This window comes from Faecalibacterium prausnitzii, assembly GCF_003324185.1.
Taxonomy (GTDB): Bacteria; Bacillota; Clostridia; order Oscillospirales; family Ruminococcaceae; genus Faecalibacterium; species Faecalibacterium prausnitzii.
In genome coordinates this window covers 75,465-97,763 of the sequence record NZ_PXUP01000005.1, presented here as the reverse complement: position 1 = coordinate 97,763, position 22,299 = coordinate 75,465, and the positions used below count along the sequence as shown (strand labels likewise).

At 59.4% G+C, this 22,299-nt stretch carries 19 protein-coding genes and 1 riboswitch; of the genes, 3 read left to right on the top strand and 16 right to left on the bottom strand.

The annotated features are described in order from the left end of the window. Window positions 1-84: 84 nt before the first annotated feature. The 12 genes from C7J97_RS04905 to C7J97_RS04855 form a co-directional block, all read right to left on the bottom strand. A complete protein-coding gene (locus C7J97_RS04905) occupies window positions 85-3,315 on the bottom strand; it encodes an ABC transporter permease (RefSeq protein WP_242983438.1) in 3,231 nt (1,076 codons plus the stop codon). Between the two features lie 41 nt (window positions 3,316-3,356). Beyond that, window positions 3,357-4,061, bottom strand: a complete 705-nt coding sequence (locus C7J97_RS04900; RefSeq protein ID WP_005927166.1) for an ABC transporter ATP-binding protein — start codon at window positions 4,059-4,061, stop codon at window positions 3,357-3,359. A gap of 166 nt (window positions 4,062-4,227) precedes the next feature. Beyond that, entirely contained in the window at window positions 4,228-5,370 is a 1,143-nt protein-coding gene (locus C7J97_RS04895; RefSeq protein WP_005927161.1) for a ribose-phosphate pyrophosphokinase, read from the bottom strand. A 342-nt stretch (window positions 5,371-5,712) separates the two neighbouring features. Further along, a complete protein-coding gene (gene metK / locus C7J97_RS04890; RefSeq protein ID WP_097784732.1) occupies window positions 5,713-6,867 on the bottom strand; it encodes a methionine adenosyltransferase in 1,155 nt (384 codons plus the stop codon). Window positions 6,868-6,966: 99 nt separating this feature from the next. After that, a riboswitch (SAM riboswitch) is annotated at window positions 6,967-7,065 on the bottom strand. Between the two features lie 82 nt (window positions 7,066-7,147). Beyond that, window positions 7,148-8,317 (bottom strand): GGDEF domain-containing protein, encoded by a 1,170-nt coding sequence (locus C7J97_RS04885; RefSeq protein ID WP_113992201.1) that lies wholly within the window; start codon window positions 8,315-8,317, stop codon window positions 7,148-7,150. 215 nt (window positions 8,318-8,532) lie between these two features. Further along, on the bottom strand, window positions 8,533-9,198 hold the full coding sequence (gene deoC, locus C7J97_RS04880) for a deoxyribose-phosphate aldolase (RefSeq protein WP_015536630.1): 666 nt from the start codon (window positions 9,196-9,198) through the stop codon (window positions 8,533-8,535). Window positions 9,199-9,216: 18 nt separating this feature from the next. Beyond that, window positions 9,217-9,351, bottom strand: coding sequence for a hypothetical protein (locus tag C7J97_RS15480; protein ID WP_005927141.1), 135 nt, complete (start codon window positions 9,349-9,351; stop codon window positions 9,217-9,219). A gap of 20 nt (window positions 9,352-9,371) precedes the next feature. Continuing rightward, window positions 9,372-9,992 (bottom strand): GtrA family protein, encoded by a 621-nt coding sequence (locus C7J97_RS04875; RefSeq protein WP_113992202.1) that lies wholly within the window; start codon window positions 9,990-9,992, stop codon window positions 9,372-9,374. 96 nt (window positions 9,993-10,088) lie between these two features. Then, complete coding sequence (locus C7J97_RS04870; RefSeq protein WP_005927132.1) at window positions 10,089-11,999, bottom strand: bifunctional 4-hydroxy-3-methylbut-2-enyl diphosphate reductase/30S ribosomal protein S1; 1,911 nt, start codon at window positions 11,997-11,999, stop codon at window positions 10,089-10,091. Window positions 12,000-12,002: 3 nt separating this feature from the next. Then, window positions 12,003-12,614 (bottom strand): lysophospholipid acyltransferase family protein, encoded by a 612-nt coding sequence (locus C7J97_RS04865; RefSeq protein WP_097782682.1) that lies wholly within the window; start codon window positions 12,612-12,614, stop codon window positions 12,003-12,005. Window positions 12,615-12,637: 23 nt separating this feature from the next. Beyond that, a complete protein-coding gene (gene cmk, locus C7J97_RS04860; protein WP_113992203.1) occupies window positions 12,638-13,306 on the bottom strand; it encodes a (d)CMP kinase in 669 nt (222 codons plus the stop codon). A gap of 52 nt (window positions 13,307-13,358) precedes the next feature. After that, window positions 13,359-14,651, bottom strand: coding sequence for a BaiN/RdsA family NAD(P)/FAD-dependent oxidoreductase (locus tag C7J97_RS04855; protein ID WP_113992204.1), 1,293 nt, complete (start codon window positions 14,649-14,651; stop codon window positions 13,359-13,361). A 178-nt stretch (window positions 14,652-14,829) separates the two neighbouring features. Here C7J97_RS04855 and C7J97_RS04850 point away from each other — a divergent pair, with 178 nt between their 5' ends. Both C7J97_RS04850 and C7J97_RS04845 read left to right on the top strand, forming a co-directional pair. After that, the gene (locus C7J97_RS04850) at window positions 14,830-15,474 is read left to right on the top strand and encodes a TetR/AcrR family transcriptional regulator (protein WP_015536624.1); all 645 of its coding nucleotides are present in this window, start codon (window positions 14,830-14,832) and stop codon (window positions 15,472-15,474) included. An 81-nt stretch (window positions 15,475-15,555) separates the two neighbouring features. Beyond that, window positions 15,556-16,749, top strand: a complete 1,194-nt coding sequence (locus C7J97_RS04845) for an MFS transporter (RefSeq protein ID WP_113992205.1) — start codon at window positions 15,556-15,558, stop codon at window positions 16,747-16,749. A gap of 46 nt (window positions 16,750-16,795) precedes the next feature. Here C7J97_RS04845 and C7J97_RS04840 read toward each other — a convergent pair whose 3' ends face one another. The 3 genes from C7J97_RS04840 to C7J97_RS04830 all read right to left on the bottom strand — a co-directional run bounded on the left by C7J97_RS04840 (window position 16,796) and on the right by C7J97_RS04830 (window position 20,425). After that, window positions 16,796-17,560 (bottom strand): M23 family metallopeptidase, encoded by a 765-nt coding sequence (locus C7J97_RS04840; RefSeq protein ID WP_113992206.1) that lies wholly within the window; start codon window positions 17,558-17,560, stop codon window positions 16,796-16,798. Between the two features lie 159 nt (window positions 17,561-17,719). Then, window positions 17,720-18,865 carry a glycoside hydrolase family 88/105 protein gene (locus C7J97_RS04835; RefSeq protein WP_113992207.1) on the bottom strand — a complete coding sequence of 382 codons (1,146 nt, stop codon included), beginning with the start codon at window positions 18,863-18,865 and terminating at the stop codon, window positions 17,720-17,722. 3 nt (window positions 18,866-18,868) lie between these two features. Beyond that, a complete protein-coding gene (locus C7J97_RS04830) occupies window positions 18,869-20,425 on the bottom strand; it encodes a glycoside hydrolase family 28 protein (RefSeq protein WP_113992208.1) in 1,557 nt (518 codons plus the stop codon). A 111-nt stretch (window positions 20,426-20,536) separates the two neighbouring features. Between C7J97_RS04830 and C7J97_RS04825 the strand changes: the two genes are divergently transcribed. After that, window positions 20,537-21,355: a helix-turn-helix domain-containing protein gene (locus tag C7J97_RS04825; protein WP_242651889.1), complete on the top strand. Its 819-nt coding sequence runs from the start codon at window positions 20,537-20,539 to the stop codon at window positions 21,353-21,355. An 83-nt stretch (window positions 21,356-21,438) separates the two neighbouring features. Here C7J97_RS04825 and C7J97_RS04820 read toward each other — a convergent pair whose 3' ends face one another. Continuing rightward, entirely contained in the window at window positions 21,439-22,290 is an 852-nt protein-coding gene (locus C7J97_RS04820; RefSeq protein ID WP_430517145.1) for a carbohydrate ABC transporter permease, read from the bottom strand. Between the last annotated feature and the right edge of the window lie 9 nt (window positions 22,291-22,299).

Sequence of the window (22,299 nt, the reverse complement as noted above, 5' to 3'; positions counted from 1 at the left end):
CCCTGAGCGTATAAAAAGCCAAGCACCCCCTGCGGTCTGCCCGTACAGACTGCAGGGGGTGCTTTTTATGGTTTTGCTTTGTAATTACTCCGGAGCCTTCATGCTTTCCACCATGCTGATGCGTCGGACGTGCCGCCGCATGACAAAGCAGACCACCACGGTAAACACCATGGTCAGCGCCACCGCCAGCAGGTAGCTGCGGAGGGCGATGGTGCGGATGAACATGAGCTGATCCATCTCCACGGTCAACACAATGAACTTGTGCAGCGGCACACCCAGCGCCAGACCCACGCCGGAGCCGATGAGCGCCAGCAGCTCGATCTCGCGGAAGATGTAGCGGTACACCTCCTGATCGTAAAAGCCCAGCACCTTGATGGTCGCCAGCTCCTTTTTGCGCTCTCCAAGGTTGACGCTGATGAGGTTATACAGCACCACAGCCGCCAGAGCCGCCGCACAGATGATGATCAGCACCACCACATAGCCCAGACTGACGATGAGGTTATCGAACAGCTCGGTGGTGTCCTCGGTAAAGCTGATGCCGCTGACATAGTTGCAGTCCAGCAGGTCGGTACGCAGGGCGTTGTACCCGGCAGCATCGGTGCAGGTGGTCTGCCCGTAGACCGTGTTCCACGGGATCTCTGCCGTGCCCAGCAGGCTTTCCAGCTGTGCGCGGGGGAGGTACAGCCGGGTGAACATATAGTTTTCCGTGATGCCGGTCAGGGTCAGCTCCACCCGGGCACCCTCGGTGTTCTCCACCCAGAAGGTATCGCCGGTGTGCAGGCCCAAGTTCTCGGCGGTCTTTTCGGTCAGGATGGCGCTGCCGCTGTCAAAGCTGATGGCCTTGTGCCCCTTGCGGGTGCGGAAGGTAACATAGCGGGTCAGGTCGCTGTCCTTTGCCGCAGCCACGATGCTCACGCTTGCACTCTCGCCTTCGGCATTGTAGATGGTGGTGGATTTGGTATACACCGCGCCCCAGTTCTGCACAGCGCTGTTGCTGTCCAGCTCCTCTGCCAGCCCCTGCTCCATGGTCAGGGCTTTGGGGTCGCTGAGGGTGATGGACATATCGTTGTGGGTCAGCTCCGTAGACTGCTTTGTGACGATGGGCAGCAGGGAATCCTGTATGCCGAAGCCGATAAGCAGCAGCGCGGTACAGCCCGCCACGCCCAGCACGGTCATGAAGAACCGCTTTTTATACCGGAACAGGTTGCGGGCGGTGGTCTTTTGGGAGAAGGACATCCGGGACCACAGCGGGGTGATGCGCTCCATCAGGATGCGCTTGCCCGCCACGGGAGCCCGGGGCAGCAGCAAAGCTGCGGTCTTTTCGGCCAGACTGGAACGGCAGGCGTACCATGTGGCAAAGCCGATGACGGCGGCGCTGATGCCCACACTGGCAGCTGCCATGCTCGGGTAGAAGTGCAGGGTGAAGGTGGGCAGGCTGAACACCAGCTGATAGGCGTTCCAGATAATGATAGGGAACACCACAAAGCCCACCACCATGCCGACGATACTGCCCAGAATGGTGGCCAGCATCGCGTAGAACAAATACTTGCCCGCGATGCTGAAATTGGAATAGCCCAGCGCCTTTAAGGTGCCCATCTGCAGGCGGTTCTCGTCCACCATGCGGGTCATGGTGGTGGTAGCCACCAGCGCCGCCACAAGGAAGAAGAACACCGGGAACACCCGGGCAATGGCGTCCATGCGGTCGGCGTACTGGGCAAAGGTGACGCAGCTCATGGTGGAGGTGCGGTCCAGCACATACCACTCGCCCTTTTTGATCTGGCTCACCTGCTCCTCGGCATCGTTCAGCTGGGCAAGGCCGTCCGCCAGCTTCTGCTCTGCCTCGGCTTTCCGGCTCTCGTACTCGGTGCGGGATTCTTCCAGCTGGGTCTGCCCGGCGTTGTATTCTGCCCAGCCCTCTTCCAGCTGCTTTTGTGCGGCATCGAACTGGGTGTAGGCGCTGGCTGTGCCGGTGGTCAGCTGCAACTGCCCCTGCAAAAGCTGCAATTTCATCTTGCGCAGCGCAGCCTTGGCCTCGGTCACCAGCTGGTCGTTGGAGAGGTTCGGCGAGGAGATAAGCCCCTGCTTGTACATCTGCCGCTTGCCCGCGTCCAGCTGCTGCTGATAGCCCTGCAGCTGGTTATAGATATTGTCGTAAGCGGCCTGCGCCTTGGCCAGCGCATCCCGCAGTTCAATGTAATCCTCGTTCTCCGGCTCGGCTTCGTCCAGCGCCTTTTCGGCGTTGCGCAGGGCGGTTTCCGCGTAGGTCAGCAGGGGGTCGGCCACCTTTTTCAGGTTGACCAGCAGCTCGATTTGCTGTAACTGTTCCTCAAATTCCAGCACCTGCGCTTCGCTGCTCACCAGCTTGTCGGCACCGCTTTGCATGGTGTCCGGCAGCGCAGCCTTCTGGGCGGCAAGCTCCTTTTCACCGGCCTCCAGCTGCGCCTTGGCGGCATCCAGCTGTGCCTGTGCGTCCGCAAGCTTTGCCTCCGCCTCGGCAAACTGACGTTCGGCTTCGGCCTTCTGGCTGTCGTACTCCGTGCGCGCTTCGGTCAGCTTGTCGTTGGCGGTGTCCATCAGCTCTTCCCGCCGGGCGGTGCACTGCACGCTCTGGATGGCCTTGAGCTTTTCCGCTACGGCATCCACTGCCGCCTGATATTCATCGGAATAATTATCATACAATCCGGCGTTTTTTGCCTTGATATAGCACACCGTATAATAATCTGCGGTCAAAGTGCCCTCCGGCACAAACAGGATGCAGTCCAGCTGGCCATCGCCCACGGTGCTGCTCTCGGAATCGGAGGAAAAATGCAGCGGGTCCTGCACCGTGCCCACCACCGTGAACACCTGCCCGCTGACCCCCTCGGTCTCTTCCGGCAGGGTCAGCTGGGTGCCCAGTTCCACCGGGCTGCCGTGGCCCATCACGTGCACCACGCACTCCCCGGCAGCTTCCGGCATCCGGCCGGACAGCAGCACCGGGCGGTTCATGTTCTCCGGCGTATCGGCCTGCGGGTCGGCAGGCAGCTGATACAGCCGCGCCACCGTGGTCTGGTCGTCCCCTGTCCAGTGGCCTTCTACGTCCTGATACTTCACCGCCTGCACGGCGTCCACCCCGTCCACAGCGGCAATCGCGCTGATATCGCTCTGACTGAGGCCAAGGGTGGACAGCACCCGCAGGTCGAACACATTCTGCTGCACATAGTACTTCTGGGCAGCGGTGCGCATATCGGGGGCAATGCACATCAGGCCGGTGAGCATCATCACCCCCAGCGCCACGATGCCAAACAGGGACACCACCCGGCTGATGCTGCTTTTCATCTCGCGCAGGATATTTTTGCGGTAACTTTTCTGCACAGTACTCACCACTCGATCTGTTCCACCGGCACCGGGTGCTCGTTGACCTGATTGGACACGATGCGGCCGCTGCGCACCTGAATAATGCGGTCAGCCATACCGGTCAGTGCCGTGTTGTGGGTAATAACAATGACGGTGCGTCCGGTCTTGCGGCAGGTATCCTGCAAAAGGCCCAGCACCTGCTTGCCGGTGCGGTAGTCCAGCGCACCGGTGGGCTCGTCGCAGAGCAGCAGCTTGGGGTTTTTGGCCAGTGCGCGGGCAATGGACACCCGCTGCTGCTCGCCGCCGGAAAGCTGCGCCGGGAAGTTGTTCAGCCGCTCGCCCAGCCCCACGCTGCGCAAGGTCTCGGCGGGGTCCAGCGGGTCGCGGCAGATCTCACTGGCAAGCTCCACGTTTTCCAGCGCGGTCAGGTTCTGCACCAAGTTGTAGAACTGGAACACAAAGCCCACGTCATACCGGCGGTAGGTGGTCAGCTCCCGGGCGGAAAAGCGGCTCACGTTGCGGCCGTCCAGCCAGACGTTGCCCTCGTCGCAGTTGTCCATGCCGCCCAGAATATTCAGCAGGGTGGTCTTGCCCGCACCGGAGGGCCCCACGATGATGCAGAACTCGCCCTTGTCCACATAGAAATTCAGGTGGTCTGCGGCAGCGATCTTCACACTGCCGGTCTGGTAATATTTACAGACATCTTCAAACTCCACAAAATGCTCCATGGCGTTTTTCCTTTCTGTCAGAATGCAAAGTATTTCAACTTAAATATAGCATAAACCCACCGGGATTTGCAAAGCCCCCGGCACGAATTTTCAAAAACTTAACAGAAGTTTTCATAAAACGCAAAAAGCCCCTGCACGCAGGGTGCAGGGGCTTTGGAAAGCGATCTTACTTGCGGTTTGCCAGCAGGCTCTCGATCTTCTTCAGGGGGTCGATGATGCTGGAAACGGACATATCGTGGTTCAGTGCCACCACAAAGTAGGCAGCGTACTTGGAAACGTCCACGTCCACATACCAGTCGCGGGTCAGCAGCTCGGGCATACGGTAGGTCAGGTTGGTGCCCACAACGTAGGTCAGGGTGCCGTTTGCCACAGCCTTGTCGAACTTCTCCAGACCGCTGGTGAACAGGGGGAAGGTGGCGTTGGCAATGATGTTGGCAGCGCCGCGCTCCTTCAGGTTGCTGGCAACCTCCAGCATGCTCTCGCCGGAAGCAATGATATCGTCTGCGATAAAGACGGTCTTGCCCTCCACGCTCTCGCCCAGATACTCATGGGCAACGATGGGGTTGCGGCCGTTCACCACGCGGGTGTAATCGCGGCGCTTGTAGAACATACCCAGGTTGCAGCCCAGCACGCTGGAGAAATACATATTGCGGTTCATAGCGCCCTCGTCCGGGCTGACCACGGTGAACTTCTCCTTGTCGAAGGACAGGGTGGGATCCTTCTTCAGCAGGCTCTTGAGCACCTGATAGGTGGGCATGGCGTTATCAAAGCTCATCAGGGGCACTGCGTTCTGCACGCGGGGGTCGTGTGCGTCAAAGGTGATGATGTTGCGCACGCCCATGGTCTGCAGCTCCTGCAGGGCCACAGCGCAGTCCAAACTCTCGCGCACCACGCGGCGGTGCTGACGGCCGCCGTACAGGCTGGGCATGATGACGGAAACGCGGTGTGCCTTACCGGCCACAGCCTGGATCAGACGCTTCAGGTTTGCAAAGTGGTCGTCCGGGGACATGTGGTTCTCGTAGTTGAACAGCTTGTAGGTGACGCTGTAATTGCCCGGGTCCACCACGATAAAGATATCGTCGCCGCGGACAGACTCCTTGACCAGACCCTTGGCGTCGCCGCTCTGGAAGCGGGGGCAGTCGCAGGAAATAATGAAGGTGTCTTTTTCAATTCCGGCAGCCTTTGCCCAACGGACAAGGTGCTTGTCGATCAGGCCGGTCAGCTCCTCTGCACCGGGGCAGGCGATCAGCCGCATATCCGCCACACTGGGCTGCTCAAAGAAGGACTTAGGGGAAATTTCAATAGACATAGTCACATAACTCCTTATTGCTGTTTACCATCCGTACCATGCACACAAGTGCGCATATCTAGTTTTATTTTATCACATTTTGTCGATTGTTCCATATCAATTTGTTTCATGTATCGATTTTCTGCGCCTTGCACAGCTGTTTTTCCTTTTCCTTCAAGAGAATGTGTGTTTCTTACAAAAACGCGACCAAATCTTTACCGTTTCGCAAAGTTTATCTGATTTTTGAGAAAAAGTAATACTTTTTGCCATACCATTTTCTTTTCCCTGTGACGCAAAAGAGCCGCTGCACGGTCGGGTGCAGCGGTCTCTCTTCACTTACCTTCTATCAGGGTAAAACGCTTTTTACAGGGCAGCCACGGCAGCCTTCAGGGCATCCACGCGGTCGGTGTTCTCCCACTTCACGCCCAGATCCTCGCGGCCCATGTGGCCATAAGCGGCCAGCTGACGGTAGATGGGCTTGCGCAGGTCGAGGTCACGGATGATGGCGGCGGGGGTCAGGTCAAACACCTTCTCCACAGCCTGCTCGATCTTTTCGTCTGCCACCGTGCCGGTGCCGAAGGTATCCACCATGATGGACACAGGCTTTGCCACGCCGATGGCGTAGGCCACCTGTACCTCGCACTGCTTTGCCAGACCCGCAGCCACGATGTTCTTGGCCACCCAGCGGGTAGCGTAGGCTGCGCTGCGGTCCACCTTGCTGGGGTCCTTGCCGGAGAAGGCACCGCCGCCGTGGCGTGCATAGCCGCCGTAGGTGTCCACGATGATCTTACGGCCGGTCAGGCCGGTATCGCCCTGCGGGCCGCCCACAACAAAGCGGCCGGTGGGGTTGATGTAGTACTTGGTGTTCTCGTCCAGCAGCTCGGCGGGGATGGTGGCCTTAATGACCTTTTCCATCACATCTGCCCGCAGCTGCTCCATGCTCACGCTCTCGCTGTGCTGGCTGGAGATGACCACGGCGTCCACGCGCACGGGCTTGTTGTTCTCGTCGTACTCCACGGTCACCTGACTCTTGCCGTCCGGGCGCAGGTAATCCATCTCGCCGCTCTTGCGCACTTCGGTCAGGCGCTTTGCCAGCTTGTGGGCAAGGCTGATGGGCATGGGCATCAGCTCGGGGGTCTCGTCACAGGCATAACCGAACATCATGCCCTGATCGCCTGCACCGCCTACCTGATCGTTGGTGCCCAGTGCAATATCGGGGCTCTGGCCGTCAATGTTGGAGATGACGGCGCAGGTGTCGGCGTCAAAGCCGAACTTTGCGCGGGTGTAGCCGATATCTGCCACCACCTCGCGGACGACCTTCTGGAAGTCCACATAGCAGCTGGTGGTGATCTCGCCCATAATGTGCACAAGGCCGGTGGATGCGCAGGTCTCGCAGGCCACGCGGGCGTTGGGGTCGTGGGTCAGGATCTCGTCCAGAATTGCATCCGAGATCTGGTCGCAGATCTTGTCGGGATGTCCCTCGGTGACGGACTCCGAAGTAAACAGGTGTCTAGCCATTTTTTGCCTCCTAAATGTTGCAGTTGCGTGTATTTACCATTCCATCAAGTTTGTTCTGAAAAATAAAAGCGCCCAGAGCCGAAAGCTCTGAGCGTTGCACTCTTATCTTCCGGTTTCCCGCAGGATTTGGCACCTTACGCTCTCGCGCAGGTTGTCGGGCTTCACAGGGCCTGTCCCCTCAGCCGCTCTTGATAAGTCGGTATTCAATTGGTACGCCACATATTCTATCATTGCAGCGTCAGATTGTCAAGATAAGTCGCACTTATTTTAGACATTCCTTTTAAATTGATGGAGCATTTCCCTGCTCCGGTACGGCGTGGCCGTCCCGGGCGGCGTGGAAAGCGCGCTTTTCCGCATACATCCGCTGATCCAGCTCCACCAGAAACTTCTCCACGCTGCCGCCCTCGTACTTTGCCACACCGGTGGAGAAGGACAGCTGAAAGCTGCCCGCCGGAGCGGTGGCGTTATAGTGCTGCACCCGCTGCTCGATGGCGGTGCAGATCTCGTCCAGCAGCTCCTCCGAGCCGTGACGGATCAGCACCATGAACTCATCGCCGCTCATGCGGATGGCTACCGAGTTTGCCACCAGCGCCCCGGACAGGATGTGCCCGATCTCCTGAATGGCGCGGTCGCCCTCGGCGTGCCCGTAGGTGTCGTTGATCTCCTTGAAGCAGTTCACGTCCATCATGATGCCGTAAACGTCCTTCTCCTGCGTGGCGTGGATGCGGTCCAGACAGTAGTTCATGTACTTGCGCCCAAACAGGCCGGACAACTCATCGGTATAGCCGCGCAGGCTGCGGGTCTGGCTGTCCACAAGCACAAAGGCGATGGACACCGACAGCCAGCCGAAGGCCATGCCGTAGAATGCGCCCTGCAGCAGCGTGCCCACCGCACAGGTGACCACAAAGTAGTACACCGGAAAAAACTCTACCGTAATGCCATCGTGCTTGGCCTTATGCACCTGCCACACGCTCTCGGCATAATAGCCGAACAGCAGCAGATACAGCAAAATGTTCAGTGGGCCCCGATGGTAAACGTTGTCTGCCGAAATGGAAAAGATCCACCCCGTGCCAAAAAGGTTTGCCACCAGCAGCACCAAAAGCGCCAGCAGCGGCGCACCCAGCAGCAGATGCCTTCTGCGCAGGCGTCCAATGCTGCGGTAGACCCGGAAGTCCACATACAAGCACCACGCATAGCCCACGCACACGGTAGCGCCGGTGCAGACGGTGTTGGTCAGGTACAGCCAGAACCGGCTTGCCGCGCCGGGCACGCCGTCCAGCAGAAAGCTGATCGTCTCTGTGACCTGTGCCAGCAGCGTCACCACCAGAATCCGGCAAAACAGCGCTGTTCCCACGCTGTTTTTACTCTCGCCGCGCACCCGCAATAAAAGCAGAAAGCTTACCAGCACCGCCCCTGTGCCATTGGCCACAAGGATCTCGGGTATATTCATTGCATTTCCTCCTCTGCCCGCCTTGCCCCACAAGGCGAACAGCCCCTATTTTATACAGTACCTATCTGTATTATACACCCTGCCGCGCCCTGCTTGCAAGGCTTGGGCGCGAAAAAGGCCGCTGCACAGCAATTTGTGCAGCAGCCCTTGAGAAATCATCCTTTGCAGTTCAGCCAAGCCCAGAGCTTTGCCGAAATACATTTTTTGCAGAAAACTTAATAGCCCTTTGCCTGCTCGCCGTTCAGGATCTTGACAGCGCGGGAGGTGCCCAGACGGTCAGCGCCCAGTGCAAGGAAAGTCTCCATATCCTCCACGGTGGAAATGCCGCCGGCAGCCTTGACCTTGCAGCGGCCACGCACGCCCTTGACCATCAGCTCCACATCATGGAAGTTTGCACCTGCGGTAGAGAAGCCGGTGCTGGTCTTGATGTAGTCGGCACCGGCCTCGCAGACGATGTCGCACATCTTTTCCTTTTCTTCCTCGGTCAGCAGGCAGGTCTCAATGATGACCTTCAGAATCTTATCGCCCACAGCCTGCTTCACGGCACGGATGTCCTCACGGACAGCATCGTACTCCTTGTTCTTCAGGCGGCCAATGTTGATGACCATATCCACCTCGGCTGCGCCGTTGGCGATGGCAGTCTTGGCTTCAAAGGCCTTGCTGGCGGTATCCATGGCACCCAGAGGGAAGCCCACCACGCAGCACACGGGGATGCGGCCTGCCATATACTCCACAGCCTGTTTGACGTAGCAAGTGTTGATGCAGACGGATGCGGTGTGGTTTGCAATGGCTTCGTCACACAGCTGCTGGATCTGGGGCCAAGTGGCCTCCGGCTTCAGCAGGGTATGATCGACATGGGACAGGATCTCTTCGCGGTTCATGTTCGTTCCTCCGTTGTTTTACTTGCTGGCACGGCGCACCTTTGCCATGCCCACAGCGCTCAGTGCGATCGCAGTCACCGATGCCGTTGCACCAATGATGCCCAGCACCAGACCGGAAACCAGGAATGCAAACCCTTTCAGACCACGTTTCATAATACCGTACCTCCTGAAAATTATTGTTTCTTTTTAAAGATAATGAGCTTGCTGAACACATAGTTCAGCAAGATCACCAGTACATTGGAAAAGACCTTCACGGCAAGGCCCCATATTGCCTGAGCATCGTAGGCGCTGGTGACGAAGATGGCTGTGGGGCCGTCCGCCCCGCCGATGACGGCAATGGCAGCGGAGCCATCTGCCACGGCGGCATGGCTCCCGGCAAAGCTGTTTGCCATGTAGAGGGTAGTATCCGGACCCAGCCAGCCCGCCACGGCGCCCAGCAGACCCTGCATGGCGGTGTCCACCAGCGCCGCCCCCTGTGCGGCAAAAAGGTTGCCCCCCACCATCATGATCACGGCATCCAGCACCATGGTGCCCAGACGGCAGGTGACAAAGGTGCCAAACTCTTTTGCCATGGCTTTGCCGGTGGTCTTGCTGCGGAACACGAACGCCCGGTTGGTGCAGTAGGCAAACAGGATGCACAAAGCGTTATCCAGCACATTGCCCCAGCTGTTGGCGGCGGTGTAGCCGAACAGCCGGCTGAACAGCGCATACAGCACAATATTCAGCAGGGTGGTCAGCACGCCGAAGATCAGATAACTGAGCACTTCCCAGTGCTTTTTGAAAAATTTTATCATGGCTTTGTTAACAAAAACAGCCCCGCCGCCGTTTTCCCGGCAACGGGGCTGCAGATCGCATTGTGTCAGAAGCTATGCTTTTGCACGAAAGGCTGATTACTCAGCGTCGTCGTTCAGCAGAGCCTTCATGGACAGGCTGATGCGCTTCTTGTCGAAGTCAACATCCAGCAGCTTCACATCGACCATATCGCCGACCTTCAGTGCGTCAGAGACCTTCTCAACGCGGTCATTGCTGATCTCGCTGATGTGGACCAGACCGTCAACACCCGGCAGGATGCGGACGAATGCACCAAACTTGGTCAGAGAAACGACCGGAGCATGGAAGGTGCTGCCGATGGGGTAGTTGTTCTTCAGCTGCTCCCAGGGGTTGTCCTCGGACTTCTTGTAGCCCAGAGAAACCTTGTGGTTCTCGGTGTCGATGTCCTTGACATACACTTCGATGGTGTCGCCAACGGAGACGACCTCGGAGGGGTGCTTGATGCGGTTCCAGCTCAGCTCGCTGATGTGGCACAGGCCGTCAACACCACCGATGTCAACGAATGCACCATAAGAGGTCAGGCTCTTGACAACGCCGGTGTAGGTCTTGCCCACTTCAACGTTTGCCCAGAACTCCTCGCGCTTTGCCTTGTTCTGCTCAGCGGTCACCTTGTTGATGCTGCCCACGATCTTGCGGCCGGAGCACTCGGTGACGACCAGCTGAACGTGCTGGCCGACCAGAGCAGTGTAGTCCTCGTCGCGGCGCATAGTGGCCTGAGAACGGGGAACGAACACCTTGACGCCCTTGACGTTGACGACAACGCCGCCCTTATTGAACTCGGTAACATCGCCCTCGACGACTTCACCGGATTCTGCTGCCTTGGCGATCTCTTCCATGCCCTTGCGAGATGCGAGCTTCTTGCGGGAGAGCTGGATGACGCCATCCTGATCCATAACCTTCTCGACGATGAGGTCCAGCTCATCGCCAACCTTCACCAGGTCTTCGACCTTGGCGGAGGAATCATCGGTCAGCTCGCTCAGCTTGACAAAGCCGGTCTGCTTCGCACCGATATCCACCTGGATCTCGTTGGCAGAGATGCTGGTCACGATTCCTTTCACAATACTGCCTGCATGAACTCGCTTTTCTTCGGATGCGTTCAGCATCTCCTCAAAGCTCATGTTGTCATTGATTTCTGCGCTCATACTGTTAAGTACCTCCTCAATAATAGACGATGGCGTTGAAGCCCCGGCTGTCACGCCCGCCACTTTAACATCTGCAAACCATTCCGGCCGAAGTTCGCTCGCTGTTTCGACCGTTACGGCACGCGTGTGTTTTGCGGCGACCTGTACCAGCTTTTGGGTATTGGAAGAATGATGACCGCCAATGACAACAACAATGTCGCATTTTTGGCTGAGGTCTTCCGCTTCCTGTTGCCTCGCCCACGTCGCATTACATATTGTATCAAAAATTCGGGCGTTTGTATAGGCTTTTTTGAGAAACTCCGAACTTTCTTTCCATTTTGTAACCTGAAATGTGGTCTGTGCAACTGCAAAAAGGGGTTTTTGGGGGTCAGAAGGGCCGTTCCACGCCTCTAACTCGGCTAAATCGGCAAAAACGAACACCTCGCCCCGGGTGTGCCCCACGATGCCCTGCACCTCCGGGTGGGTCTTATCGCCCGCCACCAGCAGCACCGCACCCTCTTTTTCGGCCTCGGCGGCAATGCGCTGGATCTTCTGCACAAAGGGGCAGGTGGCGTCATGGTACGGGATGCCGCGCGCTTCCAGTTCATCGTAAACGCTGCGGGGCACCCCGTGGCTGCGGATGACCACCTCGCACCCGGCGGGCACATCCTGCACGGTGTCCACTACCTGTGCACCCTTGCGCCGCATATCCTCCACCGCCTGCGGGTTGTGGATCAGCGGGCCCAGCGTTGCCACCTTATGCCCCTCGGCCAGCAGGCCGTAGGTCAGTTCCACGGCACGGTTCACACCAAAGCAGAACCCCGCCGTTTTTGCCAAACGGATCTCCATCTCTTACGCCCCCATCTTTTCCCATGCTTCCAGCAGTGCCTGCTTGTTGGCACGGAGCTTTTTGGTGTCCCGGCGGCCCTCCATGGCAAACTGCACTGCGGGCATCGGCTCGCCGTAGATCACCCGCACTTTGCAGAACAGGTGCATTCTTCCGTCCGGGGTGTCGTACAGGATGCGGCAGGGCACAACGTCCACCCCCGCCTCGGCGGCAATGACGAAAAGGCCGCTCTTGGGGGGCAGAAGCTTGCCCTCCTTTTCGCGGGTGCCCTCCGGGAAGATGAGCAGGGTCTTGCCCTGCTTACAGGCCTCCACCGTCTGGGAAATGACCGCCATCTCGTCCTTGGTGCCGCGGACGCACACGCCGCCGCAGCAGCGGAAGAACCACGTCAGGAAGGCGTTGATCTCGAACAGTTCCTTTTTGGCAAACACCACCATCCGCCTGCCCCACCGGGTGACAACGATGAACACCGGGTCGATGGCAGACACATGGGTGGGCGCAAGGATATAGCCCTTCGTCTGCACCTTTTTCAGGTTTTCACGCCCCTCCACCCGGATGCGGAAACCGATGTGCCACACAAGCCATGCAAGGGGCACCAGAATATAATATAGTACCATTTTCTATTCCTGTCCTGTTTGTTTTATCCGCCGATCTTTTTGGCAATGATCTGCTTCATAGCGTCAAGGCTCTGCTCAAAATCCAGTTCCGAGGTATCCAGCAGCACGGCGTCCTCTGCCTGTTTCAGCGGAGCAGCGGCGCGGTGGGTGTCCTGATAGTCCCGCTGCTTCACGTCTGCCAGCACTTCCTCGTAGGGGGTGTCGATGCCCTTGGCCTGATACTCCTTCCAGCGGCGGGTGGCGCGTGCCTCCGGGCTGGCGGTCAGGAAGATCTTCACCGTAGCGTCCGGCAGCACCACCGTGCCGATATCCCGGCCGTCCATCAGCACATCCTGCTTTTTTGCCATGCTGCGCTGCAGCTCCAGCAGAAATGCCCGCACCGCGGGGTTTGCGCCCACGGCAGAGGCTGCCATGCCCGCGGCTTCGGTGCGGATGGCGGTGCTCACATCCTCGTCCTTCAAGTAAATGTGCTGCTCGCCCGCAATGGAGGCCAGCCGCAGCTCGATCTGGGGCAGCAGAGCATCCACCGCTGCGTTGTCCTTGGGGTCCTTGCCCGCGCGCAGGGCGTACAGGCCGATGGCGCGGTACATTGCACCGGTGTCCACATAGATATAGCCCAGCTCTGCCGCCAGACGGCGTGCCAGAGTGGATTTGCCTGCACCCGCAGGCCCATCAATTGCAACAGATACCATGATATGTTCTCCTTATTTATATATAGTACACAGGAAATTGACTGCACTGTTTTTACAGGTTATTCGCAAAGCTTTGTGCGGTGCAGAAAGCGATCTGCAGATTGTAGCCGCCGGTGTAGGCGTCCACGTCCAGCACCTCGCCCGCGAAGTACAGTCCCAGCGCCTTTTTGCTCTGCATGGTCTTGGGGTCCACCTCCCGCACCGATACGCCGCCGCTGGTGATGACTGCGTGGGCAAGGTCGCCCCGGGCGTCAATGGACACCTGCCAGTGCTTGACCAGCTGCACCAGCTCCCGCTTCTGCTCCCGGGTGATCTGGTTTGCCTTGGTGGCGGGGTCGATGCCCCAGCGCGCCACCATGACCGGCTGCATACTGGAAGGCAGCAGCTTGACCAGCGCGCCCTGCGCCGCGTGGTTTGCCAGCAGAGCAAAGTCCCGGGTGATGCGGTCGTACAGCTGCTCCTCGCTCAGGGCAGGCTTCAGGTCGATCTCCGCGATGTATCTGTGCTTTTTCATATCCCCCAGATGGCTGGACGCGCTCAGGGTCAGCGGCCCGCTGATGCCAAAGTGGGTAAACAGCATCTCGCCCTGTTCGTCAAAGATAGCCTTGCCGTCCTCCAGCAGGGTCAGGGTAACGTTTTTCAGCGCCAGACCCATCATCTTTTTGCAGTCCGGGTCGCAGCTGACAAGGCTGACCAGACTGGGCACCGGCTCCACAAGGGTGTGCCCCGCCTGCTGCGCCAGCTTGTAGCCGTCGCCGGTAGAACCGGTGGTGGGGTAGCTTACGCCGCCGGTGGCCACCAGCACAGCGTCTGCCCGGTATTCCCGGCCGGAAGTGCCCCGCACTCCCACGCAGCGCCGCGCCGGGCCAGCCTTTTTCTTTTTGGGGTGGCGCGGGTTTTCCGCTGCCGCCGGGGCGGGTTCTGCCTCCGGCACGATGTCCTCCAGCAGCAGCTTTTTTGCGCCGTCGTAGACGATGTCGGCGTCCTGCGCATAGCGCAGCAATGCCTGCCGGATCTCCTCGGCCTTATCCGATACCGGGAACACCCGGCGGCCGCGCTCCACCTTCAGCTCCACGCCAAGGCCTTCGAACAGTTCCATGGTCTTTGCCGGGGGGAACGCCCCCAGCGAGGAGTACAAAAAGCGCGGGTTCGTGCGCACATGGCGCAAAAACTCCTCTGCCGGGCAGTCGTTGGTCACATTGCAGCGCCCTTTGCCGGTGACAAGGATCTTCTGCCCGGGCTTCTCGGTATGCTCCAGCACCGTCACCTGATGTCCCTGCCGCACGGCAGCACCCGCCGCCATCAGTCCGGCTGCCCCGGCTCCCACGATCAAAACCCTTGCCATCTGTCATCCTCCCAAAATCGCCTGTTGATTCTATTGTATCATACCAGAAACCCCGCGCAAAAGCAATGCAGCGCCGCAGGAAATGAATGGATTTTCGGTTCCACACTCTCTTGACAAAGCCGCCGGGCTGCTGTATTCTTTTTACAGACCGATAGTTTGTAAAAAAGGAGCATCCGCCATGCCGCGCAACAAATACCCGGAACAGACCGTTGAAAAGATCCTGGACGCCGCCGCCCTGCTCTTCCTCCAGAAGGGCTACCAGAATACCACCCTGCAGGACATCATTGATGCCACAAAGCTTTCCAAAGGGGCGGTGTACCATCACTTCCGCTCCAAGGAGGAGATCGCGCAGCGAGTCGGTGACCGTCTGGGCGACCAGATGTGGGAGCCGCTGCGCCATATCCGGGACGACCCGGCCCTGACCGGGCTGCAGAAGCTGCAGGCGGTGTTTGCAGTTTCCTTTGCCGGGCAGCGGCAGCAGCAGATCGCGCAGACTTTGCCGCACCTGTGCAGCAACCCGCAGTTCCTTGCCATGGAGCTGACCAACATTGAAGCGCATCTGGCCCCGGAGTGCATTGCACCCATGATCCGGCAGGGCATGGCGGACGGCTCCATCCACACCGCCGATGCCAATGCGCTGGCCGAAGCGCTGTTCGTACTGGCAGACATCTGGCTTTCTCCCCAGACGCGCCCCACCACACCGACCGAGCAGCGGGCGCGGAACCTCGTGTTTCAGCAAATGACCCATGCACTTGGGCTGGACCTTTTGACGGATGCGCAGGCCGAGCAGCTGGTGCAGCTGTGCACACCGGTCAAAGACTGAATTTCCCGGGCGGAACGCTCCGCCTTTTTTTGTATGTAAATACAGACCAACAGTCTGTAAATAAAAAAGCAGGAGGTTTCCATGAACACTTTTGTCCTTATCGTCCTCGGACAGATCGTCTCCCTGTTCGGCAATGCCGCCCTGCGGTTTGCGCTGCCGCTGTATCTGCTGCGGCAGACTGGTTCTGCCGCGCTGTACGGCGGCATCACCGCTCTGGCCATGCTGCCCGCCCTTGCTGGAATGCTGACCGGCGGCGCGCTGGCAGACCGCTGCCGTAAAGCCCGCCTGATGGCACTGCTGGATCTGGTGACCGCCGGTATTTCGGCGGCAGCCGCTGCTGGGTTGCCGCATCTGCCCCTGCTTCCGCTGGTCCTGACAGTGCTGGGCAGTCTGTACGCCATTCAGGGGCTTTACCAGCCCGTGGTACGCGCCTGCCTGCCTCTGCTACTGAACGGCACCCAGCTGCTGCGCGGCAACGCAGTCATTCAGCTGGTGGATACCGTGGACGAACTTCTCGGCCCTTTGCTGGGTGCTGTTCTGCTGGAGCACCTCGGCATCCGTGGTCTGCTGGCGCTCTGCGGCGGCTGCTTTGCACTTTCCGCCGGGATGGAGCTCTGCCTGCGCATCCCACAGGATGTCCCCCGGGACACAAAGCTCTCCGTCCGTTCTCTGTGGACCGACCTGCGGGAAAGTGCGCGGTTTCTCACCGGGCAGGCTACGGTGCTGCGGTTAGCTGCTGCCATGGCAGCTGTAAACCTGCTGGAAGTCCCTGCCCTCACCGTGGGTGTTCCGGTGCTGGTGGTGCAGACTTTGCAGAAAAGTGATGCCTCCCTTGGTCTTGTGCAGGCGGTGCTGAGCGCGGGCGGCATTTTAGGCGGCGTGCTGGCGGGAACCGTCTTTGTCCGGCATCCCATCCGCAGCGGCACAGGTCTTTTGCTGGCGCTCAGCGGCGTGTGCGCCGCGCTGGGTCTTGCCCTCCGGGTGTCAGTGCTGCAGTTCGGCAGCATTCTGGTGCTGGGAGCCGTGTTTATGGCCGTGGCGGCACTGTTCAACGTGTGGTTCTTTGCGCAGCTGCAAATGCTAGTACCGCAGGCACAGCTGGGCAAGACGACCGCCTGCATCTCCGTGCTGGCCTGCCTGACCCAGCCCATCGGGCAGGCAGCCTATGGCAGTGCCTTCCAGCACTGGGCTGCGCACCCGGCAGATGTACTGCTGGCAGCCGGGGTGCTTTCGGCGCTGGTTCTCTGGCTGCTGCAAACGCGCCGTACCGCCTGACGCAGCAAAAAAAGGAGCCGCTGTTGCAGCCCCTTTTATGGTATGCTTACTCCGGCAGCTTTGCCGGGTCGAGGTAAGCTTCGCCCTGCTTTACCTCCACATGGATGTGGCTCTCCTCGGCGCACTCGCAGCCGACCGTGCCCACCGCACCAATCTTCTGCCCGGCGGTCACGGTGTCGCCTGCCTTTACGGCGGGGTCAGCCACACCGCACAGCCGCCAACTGCGGCCAGCGGCATCTTCCAGCACCACCACAGTGCCCCAGTTGCCCTCTGCCCCGGCAGAGACTACCTTGCCCGCCACAGGCGCCGCTACCGCAGCGCCCTGCGTGCAGGCATAGTCCACACCGTTGTGGGTGCGCCAGTCCCCAAGGGTCTTGTTATACACCAGCTCATCGCCGCTGAAGGCGTTGAGCACGCGCCCCGGCATAGAGGGCGCGGCGGCAGGCTGTGCCGAACTGCTGGCAGGCGAGGATGCGCCTTGCAGTGCCGAGGGTTCGCGCAGCGAACCAGAGCCAGACTGCGCACCAGAGGACGCCCCAGAGGGCGTCTGCTGCGGCACATCTGCCTTGCTGTTTGCAACGTCGGTCACGGGCTGCTGCCATGTGGTGTCCTCCTGTGCGTCCCAGTCCGGTTCTGTTTCCGGGGTGGTCTGTTGGGTGGTGCCAGGGGTGTCCAACCCCTCCAGACTTTTTTGCAGTTCTGCCCGCAGGGCGCGCACCGCCCACACCCCCGCCGCAGCCGCAGCCAGCAGGCTTGCGGTCAGCAGCAGAGCAAAGCCCTTGCCGTGCAGAAATTTTTTGATCTGCTCCATGCTTGTTACTCCCATCTGTCCGTTTTGTGTACGGGAACTTTTCTGGGCTTAGTGTGGGACAGCGGTGGGCGGTTTATGCAAGGGGGCAAAAAAGACACGCAAAAAGGCTGAGCAACCGCTTTTTTGCAGCTGCTCAGCCCTGCTGTATCCCGTTTTTGGTTACTTGCGTGCGATCATTTCGGTATAAGCCAGCACCAGCGGGCCTACGCCCTTGGCATCGTTGCAGACCACCGGCTCGCTGAAGTAGTAGGCCAGAGAGCCGTCACGGTGATCCTTGCCGCCCAGACCCGCCACAAGGCAGATGCCGTCCAGTTGCAAGCTGCCGTCCGGGTTCTTGGACAGATACCGGTCGCAGGTGCCGTAGAAAGCCTTCTCCGCCCATGCAGCCATGCGTTTGGGCAGATAGCCCAGACGCACGCCCTTGAGCACGGCGTAGGCGAACAGGGCGGTGCCGCTGGTTTCCAGATAGTTGCCCTCGGCCTCCGGGTGGTCGATGACCTGCCAGAACATCCCGGTCTGCTCGTCCTGGAACTTGTGCATGTCCTCCACAGCCTGTTTGAGCATGGCCATGATGCCGCGGTATTCGTTGTACAGCTGCTCGTCCATGCGTTCCAGCACATCCACCATTGCCACAAGGAACCAGCCCATGGCGCGCAGCCAGAAGTTGGGGCTGCAACCGGTCTCGGGGTCTGCCCAGTACATCTGGCGGCTCTCGTCGTAGCCGTGGTAGTACAGGCCGGTTTTTTCGTCCCGCATGTGCTTTTTGATGTTCATGAACTGCTTGTAGCTGTCGATGCAGCCCTGCATCTTGTTGAAGCGGGTCTCGTACTCCATGTAGAAGGGCTGCGCCATATAGGTGCCGTCCAGCCACACCTGCCACGGATAGATGTCCTTGTGCCAGAAGTTGCCCTCCTTGGTGCGGGGCTGGGTGAGCAGCTGGCTGCGGATAGTGTCGATGGCCTTGCGGTACTTCTCGTCCCCGTAGATATCATACAGGATGAACAGGTTCTTGCCCTGATTCACGTTGTCCAGATTGTACTCCTTGGGGTCGTAAGTCTTGATAGCGCCGTCCGGCTGCACAAAGTAGTCGATAAACTCCTTGGAAAACTCCAGATACTTCTCGTCACCAGTGGTCTTGTACAGGCTCAGGCAGGCGGTGATCATGCAGCCGTCGATGTAGTTCCACTTATTGGGTTTGCCGCTGCGCACCTTCTCGATGTTCCACATCGGTGCCTCGGCGCTGGAATTGGCGATCAGGTAGTCCACATAGTCGCCCAGCATGGACAGGATCTCTTCATGGGTCATGGGTCAGTCCTCCTCAAAATGTCCTACGTTGGCAAAGTGCAGCCGCTCGCCCTCGTAGCCCTCGATCTTCACGTTGTGCAGGTCGATCTCCTTGACGTTCTCGGCATAGATGGCCAGCTTTTTCACCAGCGGACGGTTATCGGCCATGGCAGCCTGTCCCTCCTTGGCGTTGGGGTCGAAGGTGATGCTCACATCCCGCATGGTCACCCGCTCGATGGGCTGCTCCGGCAGGCCATCGAAATAGCAGCCTGCAAACTGGGCATCGGTAGCCACGATGTTCTCCATGGTCAGGCTGCCCAGCTTGGGGGTGTACTCGTCCACCGGCATCGGCTCGCGGCACTGCACATAGGGGCCGTGGCCGTCCGGGTCGCAGAAGTAGAACATATTGATGACAAAGGGTGCCTTGACGCCCCGCATCTCCACGTTGCGGAACACCAGCCCGTCAATGACGGCAGTGTTGCCGCGGCCCCGGCGGGTCTTGACGCGCAGACCGCGGTCGGTGTGGTCCATCAGGCACTGGGTCACCACCATGTCCTTCACGCCGCCACTCATCTCGCTGCCAATGACGATGCCGCCATGGCCCTTGTCCAGCAGGCAGTTGCGGATGACGGTATGCTCACAGCTGCGCTTCAGCTTCATGCCCAGAAAGACCTTGCTGGCCTTCATGGCGATGCAGTCGTCGCCCACATGGATGTTCATGCCGATGATGCGGATATACTCGCAGCTCTCGGGGTCGATGCCGTCCGTGTTGGGGGCGTTGTAGGGGTTGTTGATGTTGAAGTTGAGCAGGTCGAGGTGCTTGACAAAGATGGGGTGGATGGTCCACGAATAGCTGTTCTGCACCGTGATGCCGTGCAGGCAGACGTTCTCGCTGTCCACCGCAGCCACGGCCCGGGGACGCCATGCGATGCGCTTGACCTTGGGGTTCACCCACCAGTCGCCGTTTTCGGCATCGCAGTCCAGCGTGCCCTCGCCGGTCACCACTACGTCATGCACCTGCGTAATGTTCAAAAGACCTGCAAAGCTGTCCAGCGGGTTGCCCTCCCAGCCGGTCAGGTAGTACTCGTCCACCTCGTTCTCGCTGGGCAGCACGCCGGGCAGGATGGGGTAGTGGGTGCGGTCGTTATCGCCCAGCAGCACCGCGCCCTTTTCCAGATACAGGGTGGTGTTGCTCTTCATGAACAGGCTGGCGGTGCGGTAACGGCCGGCGGGCACATACACCGTGCCGCCCTTGGGGCAGGTGGACAGCGCCGCCTGCAGCCGCACGGTGTTGTCGGTCTCGCCGTCAGCCACCAGACCATAGCGGGCAGCATCCACAAAGAAGGTCTCGGCCTCGGTGGTGAAATCCAGCTTCAGGGTCTCGTCCTCGGCCTGCACCTCCACCGTATAGGTGGTGCCGGGCAGCAGGGAGAACAGGGAGAACACGTTGGTGTTGCAGGCCTCATACACCGTTTTGCCGTTCAGGGCAACGGTAAAGGGGTGTGCCGGACGGTAGCACAGCTCGTTTTCCAGCTCAAAAACGGCGCTGCGGGTCATGGAACGGATCAGGGTCAGATTCATGCGAAATAACCTCCTGTGAGTTTGTCTTGCCCCCACGGGGCAGACGTGGTATCATGAGGAAAAGCGCTCTCCCGGCTACCGGGAGGGCTGTTTCCGGAAAGGATGCGCAAGATGAAAGCGGAACGGGAAAAGATCCATGCAAAGGTAAAAGCGGACACCGTGCGGCTGAACGGCAGCAAGCTGGAGCTGACGGCAGACGAGGAGACGTGCACCTTTCTGCTGGTAAGCGAGGGCAGCTGCACCCTGCAAATGGGAGAAAACAGCCTGCTGGTAAACCCCGGCAGCGCGCTGCTGCTGGGCGCAGGGGATGCGGTGCTCTCTGCCGCCGGTGCAGCCGTACCGGAACTGGTGGGCTGCCGGTTCCCGCTCAGCGCCCTGCACGAGCTGCGCAGTGCCACCCAGCGGGATTTTGCCCGGCTGTTTTTGCCCGGCGAGGTAACGGTGCTGTACGGCCCGGTGCCGTGGGTTCGCCGCCTGCGCACCCTGCTGGAGATGATGCGCGCTGCCATGCCGGAGCAGGACTACCCCGGCGGGCTGTACCTGCTGCTCATCCTGCACTATGTCGAGCAGGAGTGCCTTGCCGAGAGCAGCGCCGCAGCGCGCCCCCGCAACGAGACCATTGAGCAGGTGTGTGCCTACCTTGCCGCCAACTACCGGCAAAAGTTCTCCCTTACCGAGGTGGCGGCGCGGTTCTACCTCTCCCCCTACTATCTCAGCCGCCTGTTCCGGCGGGTGACCGGGCAGTCCATCGTGGACTACCTGAACAACCGCCGCATCGAGGCTGCGCAGAAGCTGCTGGAGACCACCGAGCTTTCCATCAGCGCTATTGCCGAGCAGACCGGTTTTGCCAGCGCAGCCCACTTCCGCCGCGTGTTCCGCGAGGTAATGGATATCAGTCCTTTGCAGTACCGCAAGAAGCAGACGAAATGATATATCAACCAAAACACCCCCTGTGCCATCCGTTGGGAGCAGCACAGGGGGTGTTGGTCTTGGTCAGATGTTCTTATGGCGCATTAGCCCTTGACGGCACCTGCGGAGATACCTTCAACGAACTGATCCTGTGCACAGAAGAATACGATCAGCTGCGGCAGGATGGAGATGAGGGACAGCGCAAGGATCTTGTTCCATGCAAAGCCGGTATCACCGTCCATAGACAGCTTGACGAACAGGGACATGGGGTACTTGCCGGGGGTGCTGACGTAAAGCAGCGGGCCCATAAAGTCGTTGCAGCTCCACATGAACTGGAACAGTGCGCAGGACACCAGAGCGGGTCCCAGCATGGGCACGATGACCTTGTACAGGGTCTGGAAGGAGGAGCAGCCGTCAATGGCGGCAGCCTCGTCCAGATCACGCGGGACGTTGCGCATGAACTGCACCAGCTGATACACGAAGTAGGTCTCGGTAGCAAATGCGCAGTGCACCCAGATGGCCAGATAGAAGGGGCTGTCCACCCAGCCGAACTTGTTGTACAGCAGGTACTGGGGCACGTTCAGCACGACCTGCGGCAGGAACAGGGTGGCCAGCATGATGTTGAACAGCAGCTTGCGGCCGGGGAAGTCGAAACGGCCAAAGCCGTAAGCGGCAATACAGGCAGACACCACAGTGCAGATCACCTTGGGGATGACATAGCTGTAAGTGTTGAGCATGGCCTGCAGGATGTTGATGGAGCCGCCGAAGTTGTTCAGGGCGTTGCGGTAGCCATCCAGCGTAGGCTTTTTGATCCACAGGCTGATGCCTGCAAAGATCTCGCTGTTATCCTTGAAGGTAGCGCTGATCATCCACAGCAGAGGATAGATCATGATGACACCAACCAGGATCAGCACGAAGTACTTAAAGAAGGTTGCGATCTTATTCGATGCTTTCATTCCCATATT